At 63.6% G+C, this 15,095-nt stretch carries 12 protein-coding genes; 6 read left to right on the top strand and 6 right to left on the bottom strand.

Features of this window, described 5'->3' with window-relative positions; genetic code table 11:
• Positions 1-164 precede the first annotated feature (164 nt).
• Entirely contained in the window at positions 165-1,592 is a 1,428-nt protein-coding gene (gene arcD / locus ACIPZH_RS04855) for an arginine-ornithine antiporter (protein WP_400635376.1), read from the top strand.
• On the opposite strand, the gene ACIPZH_RS04850 is transcribed toward arcD, so the two are convergent.
• The 6 genes from ACIPZH_RS04850 to gap all read right to left on the bottom strand — a co-directional run bounded on the left by ACIPZH_RS04850 (position 1,578) and on the right by gap (position 8,276).
• Entirely contained in the window at positions 1,578-1,985 is a 408-nt protein-coding gene (locus tag ACIPZH_RS04850) for a YbaN family protein (RefSeq protein ID WP_400635374.1), read from the bottom strand. The two genes, arcD and ACIPZH_RS04850, sit on opposite strands and share 15 nt — an antisense overlap.
• Positions 1,986-2,039: 54 nt before the next feature.
• Positions 2,040-2,633, bottom strand: a complete 594-nt coding sequence (locus ACIPZH_RS04845) for a biliverdin-producing heme oxygenase (RefSeq protein WP_400626174.1) — start codon at positions 2,631-2,633, stop codon at positions 2,040-2,042.
• 199 nt (positions 2,634-2,832) lie between these two features.
• Positions 2,833-5,418: a TonB-dependent receptor gene (locus ACIPZH_RS04840; protein WP_400635373.1), complete on the bottom strand. Its 2,586-nt coding sequence runs from the start codon at positions 5,416-5,418 to the stop codon at positions 2,833-2,835.
• A gap of 126 nt (positions 5,419-5,544) precedes the next feature.
• Entirely contained in the window at positions 5,545-6,507 is a 963-nt protein-coding gene (locus ACIPZH_RS04835) for a FecR domain-containing protein (protein WP_267818434.1), read from the bottom strand.
• A 90-nt stretch (positions 6,508-6,597) separates the two neighbouring features.
• A complete protein-coding gene (locus ACIPZH_RS04830) occupies positions 6,598-7,110 on the bottom strand; it encodes an RNA polymerase sigma factor (RefSeq protein ID WP_241804278.1) in 513 nt (170 codons plus the stop codon).
• 164 nt (positions 7,111-7,274) lie between these two features.
• On the bottom strand, positions 7,275-8,276 hold the full coding sequence (gene gap / locus ACIPZH_RS04825; RefSeq protein WP_241804279.1) for a type I glyceraldehyde-3-phosphate dehydrogenase: 1,002 nt from the start codon (positions 8,274-8,276) through the stop codon (positions 7,275-7,277).
• 264 nt (positions 8,277-8,540) lie between these two features.
• Between gap and edd the strand changes: the two genes are divergently transcribed.
• From edd to ACIPZH_RS04800, 5 genes are all read left to right on the top strand, one after another.
• A complete protein-coding gene (gene edd / locus ACIPZH_RS04820) occupies positions 8,541-10,367 on the top strand; it encodes a phosphogluconate dehydratase (protein WP_400635370.1) in 1,827 nt (608 codons plus the stop codon).
• On the top strand, positions 10,364-11,323 hold the full coding sequence (locus ACIPZH_RS04815) for a glucokinase (protein WP_400626184.1): 960 nt from the start codon (positions 10,364-10,366) through the stop codon (positions 11,321-11,323). Before edd ends, ACIPZH_RS04815 begins: the two co-directional genes overlap by 4 nt.
• Positions 11,324-11,517: 194 nt before the next feature.
• The gene (gene gltR / locus ACIPZH_RS04810; RefSeq protein ID WP_241804282.1) at positions 11,518-12,243 is read left to right on the top strand and encodes a two-component system response regulator GltR; all 726 of its coding nucleotides are present in this window, start codon (positions 11,518-11,520) and stop codon (positions 12,241-12,243) included.
• Entirely contained in the window at positions 12,224-13,678 is a 1,455-nt protein-coding gene (locus ACIPZH_RS04805) for an ATP-binding protein (RefSeq protein ID WP_400626186.1), read from the top strand. The genes gltR and ACIPZH_RS04805 overlap by 20 nt, the downstream gene beginning before the upstream one ends.
• Positions 13,679-13,791: 113 nt before the next feature.
• Complete coding sequence (locus ACIPZH_RS04800; RefSeq protein WP_400635369.1) at positions 13,792-15,018, top strand: AGE family epimerase/isomerase; 1,227 nt, start codon at positions 13,792-13,794, stop codon at positions 15,016-15,018.
• Positions 15,019-15,095 lie beyond the last annotated feature (77 nt).

The raw sequence follows: 15,095 nt of genomic DNA, 5'->3' as shown, positions 1-15,095 counted from the left end.
TAAAGTTGCACGTCGGACAAGCGTTTATCTGGGGTGGCTGGTATAGACAAAAGAGTTATGAGTGCTATAGCTTTAATGGCTTTGTCTATTATAAGCAGCCTTATTCATATACTGATAAAGCTGTTTCAGCGGTATGACAACACGAACGACAGGCGGGGAATCGCATGAGCGAACCAGGACAGAAACTGCGCTTAGGCGCGTTGATAGCACTGGTGGTCGGTTCGATGATCGGCGGCGGCATCTTTTCATTGCCACAGAACATGGCCGCGCGCGCGGATGTCGGTGCCGTGCTGATTGGTTGGGGTATCACGGCGGTGGGCATGCTGGCGCTGGCCTTCGTGTTCCAGACCTTGGCCAACCGCAAGCCTGAGCTGGATTCAGGGGTGTATGCCTATGCCAAGGCAGGGTTTGGCGATTACATGGGCTTTTCGTCAGCGTGGGGGTACTGGATCAGCGCCTGGCTGGGCAACGTGGGGTACTTCGTGCTGCTGTTCAGTACCCTTGGCTTCTATTTTCCGGTGTTCGGTGAGGGCAATACGCCCATTGCCATCGGCTGTGCCTCGTTGCTGCTGTGGTCGGTGCACTTTCTGGTGCTGCGTGGCATCAAGGAGGCGGCGTTCATCAACCAGGTGACCACCGTGGCCAAGGTGGTGCCGCTGCTGATCTTCATCGTCATTGCCGCCTTCGCCTTCCGCGCCGACATCTTCACTCGGGATATCTGGGGCGTGAGCAACCCGCAGTTCGGCAATGTGCTGGACCAGGTGCGCAACATGATGCTGGTCACCGTATTCGTGTTCATCGGCATCGAAGGCGCCAGCGTCTATTCGGGGCGGGCGCTGCGCCGGACGGATGTGGGCAAGGCCACGGTGATTGGTTTTCTCGGGGTACTGGCGCTGCTGGTGCTGGTCAACGTGCTGTCGCTGGGGGTGATGACCCAGCCGGAACTGGCCGGCTTGCAGAACCCCTCACTGGCCTCGGTGCTTGAGCACATCGTCGGGCCATGGGGCGCGTTGCTGATCAGCATCGGCCTGGCAGTTTCGCTGCTTGGCGCCTTGCTCTCCTGGGCGCTGCTGTGCGCAGAAATCCTCTTCGCCACGGCCCGGGACAAGACCATGCCGCGCTTTTTGGCCAAGGAAAATGCCAACCATGTGCCGGCCAATGCCCTGTGGCTGACCAACTGCATGATCCAGGGGTTCTTGCTGATCACCCTGGTTTCGGCGGGTACCTACACCAGCCTGATCTACCTGGCGTCGTCGATGATCCTGGTGCCGTACTTATGGTCGGCTGCCTATGCGGTGCTGTTGGCGCTGCGTGGGGACAGTTATGCCGGGCAGGAGGCGCTGCGCCGCAAGGACCTGTTGGTGGCGTTGGTGGCGCTGGTTTATGCGCTGTGGCTGCTGTATGCCGGTGGGCTCAAGTACCTGCTGCTCTCGGCATTGCTGTACGCGCCAGGGGTGATCCTGTTCGCCCGGGCCAAGCGTGAGCAAGGCCAGGTGCTGTTCACCACGTGGGAGAAGGTGATCTTTGCCGCGGTGCTGATTGGCGCGGCCCTGGCCGCTTATGCGCTGTATTCAGGGCTACTGAGCCTGTGACGCAGGCGGGCATGCCTGCTCTGGCCGTGACCAGATCCACAGGTTGCCCAGGGCCATGCCGGCGATGGCCAGAAACACCGGCCAGTGATGGTCGAGGAAGACCAGCATCAGGCCCGCGCACAGCAGCATGCTGAGGGTTGCGCTGACCTTCGCCCGGCGTTGGATGACCTTGCCATTGCGCCAGTTGAACAGGATGGGCCCGAACAGCCTGTGGTTCTCCAGCCATGCCGACAGGCGCGGCGAGCTGCGTGTCGCTGCCCAGGCAGCCAGGAGGATGAACTCGGTGGTCGGCAGGCCAGGAATGACGATGGCGACCAGGCCGATACCCAGGCTCACGTAAGCCAGGATGCCATAGAGCAGGCGCGAAAGTTTCGAGCGGGCAGGTCGGGTCATGGTCTCACTGCAGAAAACGGTCCGGCCACCGAAAGGGCGGCCGGGTAGAGCATATCAGGCCAGCGCGCTGTCGGCGGCGTAGGCATGTTTGAGCAGTTCGGTGAAGCGCTCGAAGGCGGCCACAGCGCCGCGCTCGGCTGCAGCGTCGTCTTCGGCAGACAGCGCCAGGCCATCGAGGGTTCGGGTGAACTGCTTCCAGCCTTCGGCGCGGCCTCCGGCCGGTTCGCCCAGGTGGCGTGCGCCAAAGCTGTCGGACAGCCCCAGGGCCACGGCCCGTTTGATCAGAAATGCGGCGCCCAGTTTGGAGCCTTCGGAGACGAAGATCCAGCCCAACGCCTCTGCCAGGCTTGGGTCGCGCAAGGCGCCGGGTACTGCAGCCGGTACTTCGGTGTTGAGGTCTGCCAGGTCCAGGCGGGCCTGTTCGGCGCGGCAGCGCTGGGCCAGGTCAGGCACGATGGCGATCAGTTTCGGGTCGTTGTACAGGGCCTGCAGTTCGGATTGGAACAGGTACTGGGCGACGACGAAGCGGGCGAAACTCTCGCGGCTGTCGAACGGCGCATGCGATTTGACCAGCGCATCGAGCTCGGTGTGCGGTGCGTGGGTGACCTGGTTGAGACGTTGCGAGCGCAGGGCTGGGCGGTCGGTCATGGTGTTTCCTTGGGAATGGGTGGCGTCTAGGGACAAGACGAAACAGCGGCGTGGGGAGAGTAAAAAAACTGGTTTTTCGTGTTGTCAGTAACGGCCCTGTCGCCGGCAAGCCAGCCCCCACAGGGTAGCCACTGCCCTCAGGTTCAGTGGCGTAGCTGTGGGGGCTTGCCGGCGATAGGGCCAGTACCGATCAGCTCAGTCAGATATCCCACACCACATTGATGGCGAAGTTGCGCCCTGGCATGGTCAGGCGGTCGAGGTTGGCCGGCTGGGTCACGCCCGCCTCACCCTGGCCGTCGTAGCCGCGCACCGAATCCCACTGCCAGTATTTCTTGTCGGTCAGGTTGTACAGCCCAGCGTTGACCGTTACGTCGTCGGTCACCTTGTAGAAACCGCTCAGGTCCAGCACGCCGTAGCCAGGGGTACGGAACTGCGAGCTCTGTCCGTCCGGGGCGAAGAACGTAGTGTCGTCGACGCGGGTCTTGCGCTTGACCAGGGTCCAGCTCAACAGACCACCGTAATTGGGCTGCTCATACCCCAGGCCGAACACGCCGGTCAGTGGGTTGACGCTGTTCAGCGGCTGGCCGTTGTCGTCGTTGCGGCCGTGGGCGTACGCGATCGAGCCTTGGGTGTAGAGCCCCTCCGGAGCACCGAAATGGTCGAGGTTGAGGCGGCCTTTGACTTCTGCGCCCTTGATGGTGGCGTGCTTGATGTTGTTGGCCTGGAAGGTGGTTTCCAGGTTGGCCGACTGCACGGCGTCTTCGTCGATGAAGTCGCGGTACTTGTTGTAGAACACCGCAGCGCTGAAGTTACCGGCGTCGAAGTTGCCGCGCAGGCCGGTCTCGTAGCTCTTGCTCTTCTCCGGCTCAAGCCCGGGGTTGCCCTGCACGCTGTAGCCCAGTGTCGGGTTCTCGAAGCGGCCGTACATCGACTTGGCAGTCGGTGTGCGGAAGCCTTCGGCGTATTGGCCGTACCAGGTGTAGTTTTCGTTGAAGGCGTAGGTCAGGCCGAACTTGGGCGACAAGCGGTGCCACTTCTTGTCCGAATCATCGAGGCTGCCAGGTGCGGCTCCGGAGCCTTGGATGCCCCGCAGGAATTCGTCGGTGAATTTCGGCTCCATGCGCGTGTAGTCGTAGCGGGCACCGGGCAGGAAGGTCCAGTTGTTCCAGCGGATCTCATCCTGCACGAACAGGCTGTAGGTGTTGATGGTCGGGTCCGGGAAATCGCTGACCAGGGCCTGGCCGTCGCGCGAGCTGTCCTGGCCGATGGCGGTGCAGGTACCGCCAATGGCCACACAGGTGCCGGAGCCGCTGCGTGAGCCGGTCACTTCTTCATGCTTTATGGTGGTGCCGTAGGTCAGCAGGTGATCGGTCTGGCCGATGCTGAAAGCTTTGTCCAGCTGGGCATCGAACACCCATTGGCGGTCCTTGTAGGTGGTCTGGCGGTCGCGCAGCACCTGCCGCCCCGACGCGACATACAGCTCATCGGTACGCTGGTCGGTCTTGGCGATCTGGTAGTTCAGGCTCCATTTCACGTGGTCGGCGACCAGGCTGTCGAGGCCGAACTCGTGGTTGATGCCGAAGCGCTCGCGGGTGACGGTGTCGTTGCCCTGGCGCGTGCGGTAGGCGTTCATGGCAGCAAAGCCTGGAATGAACGGCCCTCCCACGGCGCTGAGGATGTTCTGGTCGCGGTCGTCCTTGTAGCGCTCATAGGTCAAGCCAAAGCGTGCGTCGTCGGCGTAGTTCCAGCCCAGCTTGGCCAGCACGTTGGTGGTGCGCACATCTTCCGGGTTGGCTTCGGTGCGTGACAGCCCGGTGCCGCCGTGTTCGCCATACGATTCGGTTTCGTGGCCATTGCGCTGGCTCACATGCAGCAGGCCGTCGAAGTCGCCCTGGCGGCCGGCCACGGTGGCAGAGGTCAGCCAACTATCGTCGGCCGAGCTGTAGCCGGTCTTCAGGCGCGCGCCCACATCCCTGCCGGGCTTGATGATGTCGTCCGGGTCGAGGGTGAAGTAGCTCACCGCGCCACCGATGGCGTTGCTGCCATACAGCACCGAGGCCGGGCCGCGCAGGATCTCCACGCGCTTGACGATTTCGGGGTCGACGTAGTTGCGCTGCGTCTGGGCGTAGGGGCCGTAGAAGAAGCTGTCGGGGATCGACACACCGTCGATCTGGGTGAGGATGCGCTCGCCGTCGATACCGCGGATGTTGTAGCCGTTCAGGCCACTGCGCTGGCCAACGCCGCCGACCGACACGCCAGGCTCGTAGCGCACCAGTTCCTGGATGTCATTGACGTTCTGCCGGTCCAGCTGTTCGCGGGTCTGCACGCTCACGGTGCTGGGTACCTGGCTGACATCCTGAGCGCTGCGGGTCGCGCTGACGGTCATTTGCTGCAGGGCAATGGCGTTGCCCGCCTGACGCTCCAGCACCACATTACCGTTGCTGATCTTGCGATAGCCCAGGCCGGTACCTTGCAGCAGTTGTTTCAGCGCTGCTTCCGGAGGCAGCGAGCCGCGGACGCCTGGCGAATCCACACCCTCGGCCAGTTCGGCGCTGAAGCCCACCTGCCAGCCGGTCACCTGGCTGAAGGCATTGACGGCCTCGACCAGGGGCTGCTGGGCGATGCTGAAGCGGTAGCCGCCCATGCGCGGGGTTGTTGCCTGCGCAGGGTCCGCGGCCAGCGCCGGCAGGCCGCAGGCGCCACTGGCGAGCAGGGCCAGGGTCAGTAGGGACAGTTGGCCGGTACGGCGGGGAAGGTGGGACGGGCGAGTTGGACCTGTGGACATCGAAAGCGCTCCCTGACGCGCGAACTGTTATAGGTGATTACCGTTCCTGTTTTCAAACAAGAATCAGTTGCATTGGCTATAACGAGACGGGCGGGCCAGGGCGATCGCGTAAAAATAATGTTCAGGTCAGTTGAGGATGACCACGGCGGGGTATTCGTGCAGCTGTGCCGAGGTGATATGGGCCAGCGCGCGCAAGGTCTCCAGCGGCTGGTCGAGGCGGTAGTTGCCGGTGACCGCGATATCGCCCAGGTGGGCGTTGCGGTTGATGATCCAGCCAGGGTAATAGCGCCGCACCTCGGCCAGCACCTGGCTAAGTGGGCAGTTTTCGAACACCAGGCGCCCATCGACCCAGGCGAGGTCCTTGTGCATGTCCGGGCGCTGGCGCTGGCCGAAGCCTTTCGGGCCGACGCTGATACTGTCGCCGGCGCTCAGGCGGATCCGCTGGTCGCTGGCGGCCTGCAGGTCGACATCGCCGCGCTGTACCCGGACCTGTGCTTCGCCATCGAGGTAGCGCACGGCAAAATCGGTGTCGCGCACCTGTGCCCGTAGCGGGCCGGCCTGAACTTCCAGGGGGGGGTGGCTGCCACCGGGTACCTGGAAATACGCCTCGCCTTGTAGCAACCGGGCCACCTGACGGCCGTCGCGCAGGTCGCTGGCGAAGGCCGAGTCGGTATTGAGCAGCACCTTGGCGCCGTCATCGAGTTGCAGGCGCTGGCGCTCGCCCACCACGGTCAGATGATCAGCTTGCAGGCGCATCGGCAGGTTGCCGACGGTGAACAGCCCGACCAGCAGCACTGCGGCAGTGGCCAGGGGTTTCCAGTGGGCGCGCAGGCGCCCGCCTACCGAGCGTCGCCGGCCCTGGTCCATCTTCATGGCAGCCTGACGCAGGGGGGAACCGTTCCACAGGGCTTCGGCTTCGACGTAGGCTTCGGCGTTTTCCGGCGCAGCACTGAGCCACTGCTCGAAGGCCAGGGTGTCGGCTTCTGTGGCGCATTGCAGGCGTACCAGCCAGTCCAGCGCCTCGTCCATCGCTCGGGCACGGGCATTGGGCCCGTTGGTGGGCGGGCGAGGGGCGCAGCTGTCGGTCACGGTGAATCCTTGAAATGATTTTCCCGAATGATCAAGGCTTAGGCGGGGCGTGGCAAGCGCTTCGCCGAAGTAGGGTAGCCAGCGTTCGCCTCACTTCAAGCGTTCGGCTACACCCATGCAGATTGCCATGATCAGCTTCAGTTCCTTCTGGACCGTGCTGGCCGAGACATTCAGCTGCTCGGCAATTTCCAGGTAGCTGGCACCGTGCAGGCGGCTGAGGATGAAAATACGCTGCTGACGTTCACTCAACTGGTTGAGGCTGACGCTCAGGTGTTTGAGCAGTTGCTCGGCGTGTGCGGCATCTTCGCTGCTGCTCAGCGGCGCGGCGACGTTGTGGAGGATTTCTTCGGGCACATCGTCCACCAGCATGCGCGCCTGCACCCGGCGTGCGCGCAGATGGTCCAGGGCCAGGTTGCGCGCGGTCTGGAACACGAAAGGCTCAAGGTGTTCGATGGGCCGCTCCCCCAAGGCGCGTGACACCCGCAGGTAGGTTTCCTGAAGCAGGTCCTCGGCGGTGCTGGGGTTGCCCACCATGCGTTGCAAGGTTCGCAGTAGGGGGAGGCGCTGAACGAGGAAGACAGAATTGAACCGGGACTGACTCACAGGGGGACCTGGCCGACGAAAGGTTAATGATAATGCTTATCATCTTGCCTGGAGGTCAAGCCTGGAATTGTTAGGAAAAGGTAAAGATTGTCTGAGGGCGCGGCGTGAAGGCGCGAAAGGGCTGCTGAGCAGCCCCAACGTCGTTCCTGGCGCAACGGGCGTGCTCAGCGGGCGCTGCACAACGCCAGGCAGTTATCCAGCATGCGGTTGGAGAAGCCCCACTCGTTGTCATACCAGGCCAGCACCTTGAGCATCCTGCCGTTGGCGCGGGTATGGTTGGCATCGAAGATCGACGACAACGGGTTGTGATTGAAATCGCAGGAGACCAGCGGCAGGGCATTGTAGCCGAGCACCTTGGAGTGCCGGCTGGCTTCGAGGAACAGCTGGTTGACCTGCTCGGCCGTGGCCTCGCGCTTGAGGTTGACGGTGAGGTCGACCAGCGACACGTTGATCACCGGTACCCGTACCGCCATGCCGGTGAGCTTGCCGGCCAGTTCTGGCAAGACCAGGCCCACGGCTTCGGCGGCGCCGGTCTTGCTCGGGATCATCGATTGGGTGGCCGAGCGCGCTCGGTACGGGTCGCTGTGGTAGACGTCGGTCAGCACCTGATCGTTGGTGTAGGCATGGATGGTGGTCATCAGCCCCTGCTCGATGCCGAACTCGCGGTCCAGTACCTGGGCGATCGGCGCCAGGCAGTTGGTGGTGCAGGAGGCGTTGGAAATGACCTGGTGCGAGGCACGCAGGATGTCGTGGTTGACGCCGTACACCACGGTGGCGTCGGCGCCTTTGGCCGGTGCCGAGACGATCACCTTGCCAGCCCCCGCTGCCAGGTGCGCTGCGGCCTTGGCGCGGTCGGTGAACAGCCCGGTGCACTCGAACACCACGTCGATCGCCTCCGCCTTCCAGGGCAGCTCGGCCGGATTACGGATGGCGCTTACCGCGATACGGTCACCATTGACCGTCAGGCTCTCGTGATCGGCTTGCACCGACGCATCGAATGTACCGTGTACGCTGTCGTACTTGAGCAGGTGGGCGTTCATGCTGCTGTCGCCCAGGTCGTTGATGGCGACGACCTGCAGGTCGTGGCGGTAGCCTTGGGTATACAGTGCGCGCAGGACATTGCGACCGATGCGGCCGAATCCGTTTATGGCGATACGTAGTGTCATGGCAGTACCTCTGGCAGTTCGAGTGAAACCTTTGGCACGAAGCAGCTTCACTGAAACGGTTTTGTTGTTGGAATTACAAGATTATTCACTGAGCGATAGAAAACAAGCCTTTTTACTGGCAGTATTTTGTTTAAATATACAACGAGTGGTCGGGCATGCCGCCGTCTCGATGCGCAGGGTCTCTTACACAGGAGCCTAGGCCGCAATCGTTTGGAGGGGAAATGCCTGGTAAACCGCCCTTACCGCTAGCCTGGAGTCCAGTACATGCACCCGCGCATCCTTGAGGTCACCCAACGGCTGACCGAACGCAGCCGTGCCACCCGTGAACGCTACCTGCAGCTGATTCGCGGCGCGGCCAGTGACGGACCCATGCGGGCCAGCCTGCAGTGCGCCAACTTCGCCCATGGCGTGGCCGGGTGTGGCGCCGACGACAAGCAGAGCCTGCGCCTGATGAACGCTGCCAACGTGGCCATCGTCTCGGCCTACAACGACATGCTCTCAGCGCACCAGCCGTACGTGCATTTCCCCGAACAGATCAAGAAGGCCCTGCGCGAGGTTGGCTCCGTCGGCCAGTTCGCCGGTGGTGTGCCGGCCATGTGCGATGGCGTGACCCAGGGTGAGCCAGGCATGGAACTGGCCATCGCCAGCCGTGAGGTGATCGCCATGTCCACTGCAGTGGCACTGTCGCACAACATGTTCGACGCTGCGCTGATGCTGGGCATTTGCGACAAGATTGTTCCCGGCTTGATGATGGGCGCGCTGCGCTTCGGCCATCTGCCGACCATTTTCGTGCCGGGTGGGCCAATGGTTTCCGGTATCTCCAACAAGCAGAAGGCCGATGTGCGCCAGCGCTATGCCGAGGGCAAGGCCAGCCGCGAGGAGCTGCTGGAGTCGGAGATGAAGTCCTACCACAGCCCGGGCACGTGCACCTTCTACGGCACCGCCAACACCAACCAGTTGGTGATGGAGGTGATGGGGCTGCACCTGCCGGGCGCCTCCTTCGTCAACCCGTACACGCCACTTCGCGACGCGCTGACCGCCGAGGCCGCGCAGCAAGTGACGCGCATGACCAAGGCCAGTGGCAGCTTCATGCCCTTGGGCGAGATCGTCGATGAAAAATCGCTGGTCAACTCCATCGTGGCCCTGCATGCCACCGGCGGGTCTACCAACCACACCTTGCACATGCCGGCGATCGCCCAGGCGGCAGGTATCCAACTCACCTGGCAGGACATGGCCGACCTGTCCGAGGTGGTGCCGACCCTGTCCCACGTCTACCCCAACGGCAAGGCCGACATCAATCACTTCCAGGCTGCCGGCGGCATGTCGTTCCTGATCCGCGAGCTGCTCGATGCCGGCTTGCTGCACGAAGACGTCAACACCGTCGCCGGCCATGGGTTGCGCCGCTACACGCAGGAACCGTTCCTCGACAACGGCAAGCTGGTCTGGCGCGAGGGCCCGCAGCAGAGCCTGGACGAGAGCATCCTGCGGCCAGTGGCGCGGCCGTTCTCGGCCGAAGGCGGGCTGCGGGTGATGGAAGGCAACCTTGGGCGCGGCGTGATGAAGGTGTCTGCGGTGGCCCCCGAGCATCAGGTCGTCGAGGCCCCGGCACGGGTGTTCCAGGACCAACAGTCGCTGGCTGACGCGTTCAAGGCCGGCGAACTGGAGTGCGACTTCGTGGCTGTGGTGCGCTTCCAGGGGCCGCGTTGCAACGGCATGCCGGAGCTGCACAAGCTGACGCCGTTCCTCGGTGTGCTGCAGGACCGCGGCTATAAAGTCGCACTGGTCACCGATGGGCGCATGTCGGGTGCATCGGGCAAGATCCCGGCCGCTATCCATGTCTGCCCTGAAGCCTTCGATGGTGGGCCGCTGGCACGGGTGCGCGATGGTGATATCGTGCGGGTAGATGGTGTCGAAGGCACGCTGCAGCTCAAGGTGTCGGCCGAGGAACTGGCCAGCCGCGACCTGCCCCCGCCGCCCCAGGGCAACGACCTGGGCTGCGGGCGCGAGCTGTTCGGCTTCATGCGCATGGCGTTCAGCTCGGCCGAGCAGGGCGCCAGCGCCTTTACCTCGGCCCTGGAGAACCTCAAATGAAGGACCTGCTGGTTGGCGACATCGGTGGCACCAATGCCCGTTTTGCGTTGTGGCGTGACAACCAGCTGCACCAGGTGAAGGTTTTCGCTACCGCTGACTACACCAGCCCGGAGCAAGCCATCGAAGCTTACCTGCACAGCCAAGGCATCGCCCGTGGCGGGTTGTCGGCGGTGTGCCTGGCGGTGGCCGGGCCGGTCGACGGTGATGAGTTTCGCTTTACCAACAATCATTGGCGGCTGAGCCGCAGTGCGTTCTGCAAGACTTTGCAGGTTGATCAGCTGCTGCTGATCAACGACTTCACGGCGATGGCCCTGGGCATGACCCGGCTGCAAGCGCACGAGGTGCGCCAGGTGTGCCCTGGCAAGGCCGACCCGGCGCGACCTGCACTGGTGATCGGGCCGGGCACCGGCCTTGGCGTCGGCAGCCTGCTGCGCCTGGGTGAGCAGCATTGGCTGGCGTTGCCCGGTGAGGGCGGGCACGTCGACCTGCCGGTAGGCAATGCCCGCGAAGCGGCGATCCATCAGCAGATTCACGGGCAGATTGGCCATGTCAGCGCTGAAACCGTGCTCAGCGGTGGCGGCCTGCTGCGTTTGTATCAGGCCATCTGTGCGCTGGACGGTGATACGGTCCGGCACAAGACACCAGCCGAAATCACCGATGCCGCCCTGAGTGGTGAGCCTCGGGCTCTGGCGGTCGTCGAACAGTTCTGCCGCTTTCTCGGGCGCGTGGCAGGTAACAATGTTCTGACCCTTGGCGCGCGCGGTGGGGTTTATATTGTCGGCGGTGTGATTCCGCGGTTTGCCGAGCTGTTCATGCGTAGCGGGTTTGCTGCAAGTTTTGCCGACAAGGGCTGCATGAGCGGGTATTTCGCGGGTGTGCCGGTGTGGTTGGTGACGGCAGAGTTTTCTGGACTGCTGGGCGCTGGCGTGGCATTACAGCAGGCTCTGGATCATTGAGAGGGGGCCGCTTTGCGGCCCGATCGCCGGCAAGCCGGCTCCCACGCAGGTCGCTACAGCACTGGGTATCAGTGAGAGCACTCGGTAACAATGGGGGCACTCGCTATCGGTGGGAGCCGGCTTGCCGGCGATTGGGGCGCGAAGCGGCCCCCGAAGCAGGCAAAAGACCTGCGACAACAAGAGGGCGGGACACCTTGAGCACTGCCGGTAAATCGATCCTGATGGTGGATGACGATCAGGAAATCCGCGAGCTGTTGCAAACCTACCTGAGCCGCGCTGGCTTCCAGGTGCATGCCCAAGCCGATGGGCAAGGTTTTCGCCACGCTCTGGAAAACACTCACTGCGATCTGGTCATTCTCGATGTGATGCTGCCCGACGAGGACGGCTTCAGCCTGTGTCGCTGGGTGCGCCAGCACCCGCGCCAGTCGCGGGTACCGATCATCATGCTGACCGCCAGTTCCGACGAGGCCGACCGGGTCATCGGCCTTGAGCTCGGGGCGGACGATTATCTGGGCAAGCCGTTCAGCCCGCGGGAGCTGCAGGCGCGCATCAAGGCCCTGCTGCGGCGCGCGGAATTCGGCCAGGCCGCCCCAGCCAGCGCGGTGCTGGCCTTCGACGACTGGCGCCTGGACACGGTCAGCCACCGGCTGTTCCACCGCGATGGAGAAGAGGTGATCCTTTCCGGTGCCGACTTCGCCCTGCTCAAGCTGTTTCTCGATCACCCCCAGCAGATCCTCGACCGCGATACCATCGGCAACGCTACCCGTGGCCGTGAGCCGATGCCGCTGGACCGTATCGTTGACATGGCGGTCAGCCGCCTGCGCCAGCGTCTGCGCGACACCGACAAACCGCCACGGCTGATCCGCACGGTACGCGGCAGTGGGTACCTGCTGGCTGCGCATGTCTGCTGTGCGTCCTGAGCGGCGCTGGCGCTTGCTGCCGCGCTCGCTGCTGGGGCGCATGCTGCTGTTGACCTTGCTGGTGGTGCTGCTGGCGCAGGGCTTGTCCAGCGTCATCTGGGTCACGCAGCTACGTGCCAGCCAGATGCAAGGCCTGCGCGCCAGTGCCGGCAGCCTGGCCCATTCGATGAGTGCCAGCGTCAGTTATTTCCGTTCTTTGCCGGTGGCCTACCGGCCGATGGTACTGGACCAGTTGCGCAGCATGGGGGGGACGCGTTTTTTCGTGTCGCTCAACGACAAGCCCCTGGACATGCCGGTATTGCCCCTTACGCCACGCAAGCGGGCGGTGATCGAAGTGTTTCAGCAGGTACTGCATGAACGGCTGGGCGCCCAGATGGAAATTTCCGTCGAGTTCGTCGCCCCCGATGACCTGCGCATCTTCAACAGCGGCCTCAAGCTCGATGAGCTGCCGCGTTCCTGGGCGCATTACTCGCTGACCCTGGAGCCACTCAACCCGCCCGTACTGGTCACGCAGATTCGCCTGGGCGAAGACGAGTGGCTGTACATCGCCTCGTTGCTGCCAGAGCCCTACACCGGCCTTGAAGCCGAGCGCCTGCCACGCCAGCAGATCGGCTTCATCGTCCTGACCACCGCCTTGCTGCTGTTGTTCATCGGCCTGCTGGTGCACTGGCAGAGCTGGCCACTCAAACGCCTGGCGCGGGCTGCGCGGGATCTGTCGCTGGGCGCCGATGTGGCGCCAGTGCCCGAGGGCGGTGGCAGCGAGGTGGTCGAGGTCGGGCGAGCGTTCAACAGCATGCGTGAGCGTATAAGCCGCTACCTCACCGAGCGCAGTCAGTTGTTCAGCGCCATTTCCCACGACCTGCGCACGCCTATCACCCGGCTGCGGCTGCGTGTGGAACTGTTGGAAGATGAGCGCATGCAGGCCAAGTTCAGTCAGGATCTCGATGAGCTGGAGCTGTTGGTCAAAGGCGCTTTGCAATGCGTGAAAGACACTGACATCCACGAGAACATCGAGCCGGTCGATCTCAACCAGGTCCTGGAGATTCTCGCCGAACCGTATCTGGGGGATGGCCGCATCACCGTGGAAGGCCAGGCCCTGGCGCCGTACCCGGGCAAGCCGCTGGCCTTGCGCCGCTGCATCGGCAACCTGATAGACAATGCCATCAAATACGGCGAGCGTGCCCACCTGCGCATCATCGACAGCGCGCAGGGTTTTGTCCTGCAGGTGGATGACCAGGGGCCGGGCGTGCCACAGCAGCGCCTTGAGCAGGTGTTCGAGCCGCATTTCAGGCTGGCCGGGCAGCAGCAGGGGTATGGCTTGGGCTTGGGGATTGCACGCAACATTGCCCACAGCCATGGGGGGGAGGTGAGCCTGCTCAACTTGCGCGAGGGCGGGTTGCGCGTGACCCTCCATCTGCCGCGTGGCGTTGAGTGAAGGTAGAGTGAAGCTGTGTCACCGATCGGTGACATAGCCGCAAGCCTTCGTGACATCCCAGCCAGGACGGCTGGCTAGAATCTGCAAACCTCACACAGGGAAGAAGCAGGAGCATGGACTACATCGATTCCCCGGAACATACCGCCTGGCTCGCAAGCGAGGGCCAGCGGCTGCTCTGTTTCGCCAAGGCCTCGCAAGCCCCCGAAGGTTTTGGCAATCTCGACGCCCGCGGCAATCTGCCCCCTACGGCTGTCGCCGAAACCATGAACACCGCACGCATGACCCACAGCTTCGCCTTGGCCCACCTCCAGGGGGCGCCTGGCTGCCTGGCATTGGTGCAGCACGGTGTACACGCCTTGTGCGGGCCTTTGCGCGACGCCGAGTACGGCGGTTGGTTCGCCCGGCCGCACGGGCAGGGCGACAATGGCAAGGCGGCTTACCTGCATGCCTTCGTCGCGCTTGCCGCCAGCTCTGCCGTGGTGGCGGGCGCTGCGGGCGCACAGGGGTTGCTGGCGCAGGCGATACAGGTCATCGAAGAGCGCTTCTGGAGCGAAGAGGAGGGTGCTATGCGCGAATCCTTTTCCAGCGACTGGCAGCAGCCCGAAGCCTATCGCGGTGCCAACAGCAACATGCACGCCACCGAGGCCTTCCTCGCCCTGGCAGACGTGACCGGTGATGTGCGTTGGTTAGAGCGCGCCTTGCGTATCGTCGAACGCATCATTCACGGCCATGCTGGCGCCGGTGGCTACCGGGTAATCGAACATTTCGATGCCCACTGGCAACCGCTCCCCGAATACAACCAAGACAATCCTGCAGACCACTTCCGCCCTTACGGCACAACGCCAGGCCATGCATTCGAGTGGTCCCGTCTGGCCCTTCACCTCGAAGCTGCACGACGTCAGGCCGGGCTTCCCGTTCCGGCATGGCTGCTGGCCTGTGCGCGAGGCTTGTTCGCCAACGCCTGCACCCATGCCTGGAGCGTCGATGGTGCCGAGGGCATCGTCTACACCTTGGGCTGGGACGATCGGCCCAGGGTGCGCGAGCGCCTGCACTGGGTGCATGCCGAAGCCTGCGCCAGCGCCGCAGCGCTGCTGCGGCGAACCGGCGAGCAACAGTACGAACGATGGTACCGGCGCTTCTGGGCCTTCATCGACACCCACTTCATCGACCGCGCAGCCGGAAGCTGGCACCACGAACTCGGCCCGGACAATCAGCCAGCGGCGACGATCTGGGCTGGCAAGCCAGACCTCTATCACGCCTACCAGGCTGTACTGCTGCCAACGCTGCCCCTGGCTCCCAGCCTGGCCAGCGCACTGGCGCGCAATGTAACCAAACGATGACATTCACGCATCGCTTCGTTACCTGACGCAGCGGGCACTCTGATTAGACTCCATGCAATGCAAGCGCTCGACTTGCC

The organism is Pseudomonas sp. NPDC089758, assembly GCF_044748705.1.
Classification (GTDB): domain Bacteria; phylum Pseudomonadota; class Gammaproteobacteria; order Pseudomonadales; family Pseudomonadaceae; genus Aquipseudomonas; species Aquipseudomonas putida_X.
The sequence above is the reverse complement of the archived record's forward strand: the minus strand, read 5'-3'. Positions and strand labels throughout refer to the sequence as shown.

Excerpts from the sequence above, each read along its gene's own strand:
- arcD (WP_400635376.1), top strand. The coding sequence starts at position 165 with ATGAGCGAACCAGGACAGAAACTGCGCTTAGGCGCGTTGATAGCACTG.
- ACIPZH_RS04850 (WP_400635374.1), bottom strand. The coding sequence starts at position 1,985 with ATGACCCGACCTGCCCGCTCGAAACTTTCGCGCCTGCTCTATGGCATC.
- ACIPZH_RS04845 (WP_400626174.1), bottom strand. The coding sequence starts at position 2,633 with ATGACCGACCGCCCAGCCCTGCGCTCGCAACGTCTCAACCAGGTCACC.
- ACIPZH_RS04840 (WP_400635373.1), bottom strand. The coding sequence starts at position 5,418 with ATGTCCACAGGTCCAACTCGCCCGTCCCACCTTCCCCGCCGTACCGGC.
- gap (WP_241804279.1), bottom strand. The coding sequence starts at position 8,276 with ATGACACTACGTATCGCCATAAACGGATTCGGCCGCATCGGTCGCAAT.
- edd (WP_400635370.1), top strand. The coding sequence starts at position 8,541 with ATGCACCCGCGCATCCTTGAGGTCACCCAACGGCTGACCGAACGCAGC.
- ACIPZH_RS04815 (WP_400626184.1), top strand. The coding sequence starts at position 10,364 with ATGAAGGACCTGCTGGTTGGCGACATCGGTGGCACCAATGCCCGTTTT.
- ACIPZH_RS04805 (WP_400626186.1), top strand. The coding sequence starts at position 12,224 with ATGTCTGCTGTGCGTCCTGAGCGGCGCTGGCGCTTGCTGCCGCGCTCG.
- ACIPZH_RS04800 (WP_400635369.1), top strand. The coding sequence starts at position 13,792 with ATGGACTACATCGATTCCCCGGAACATACCGCCTGGCTCGCAAGCGAG.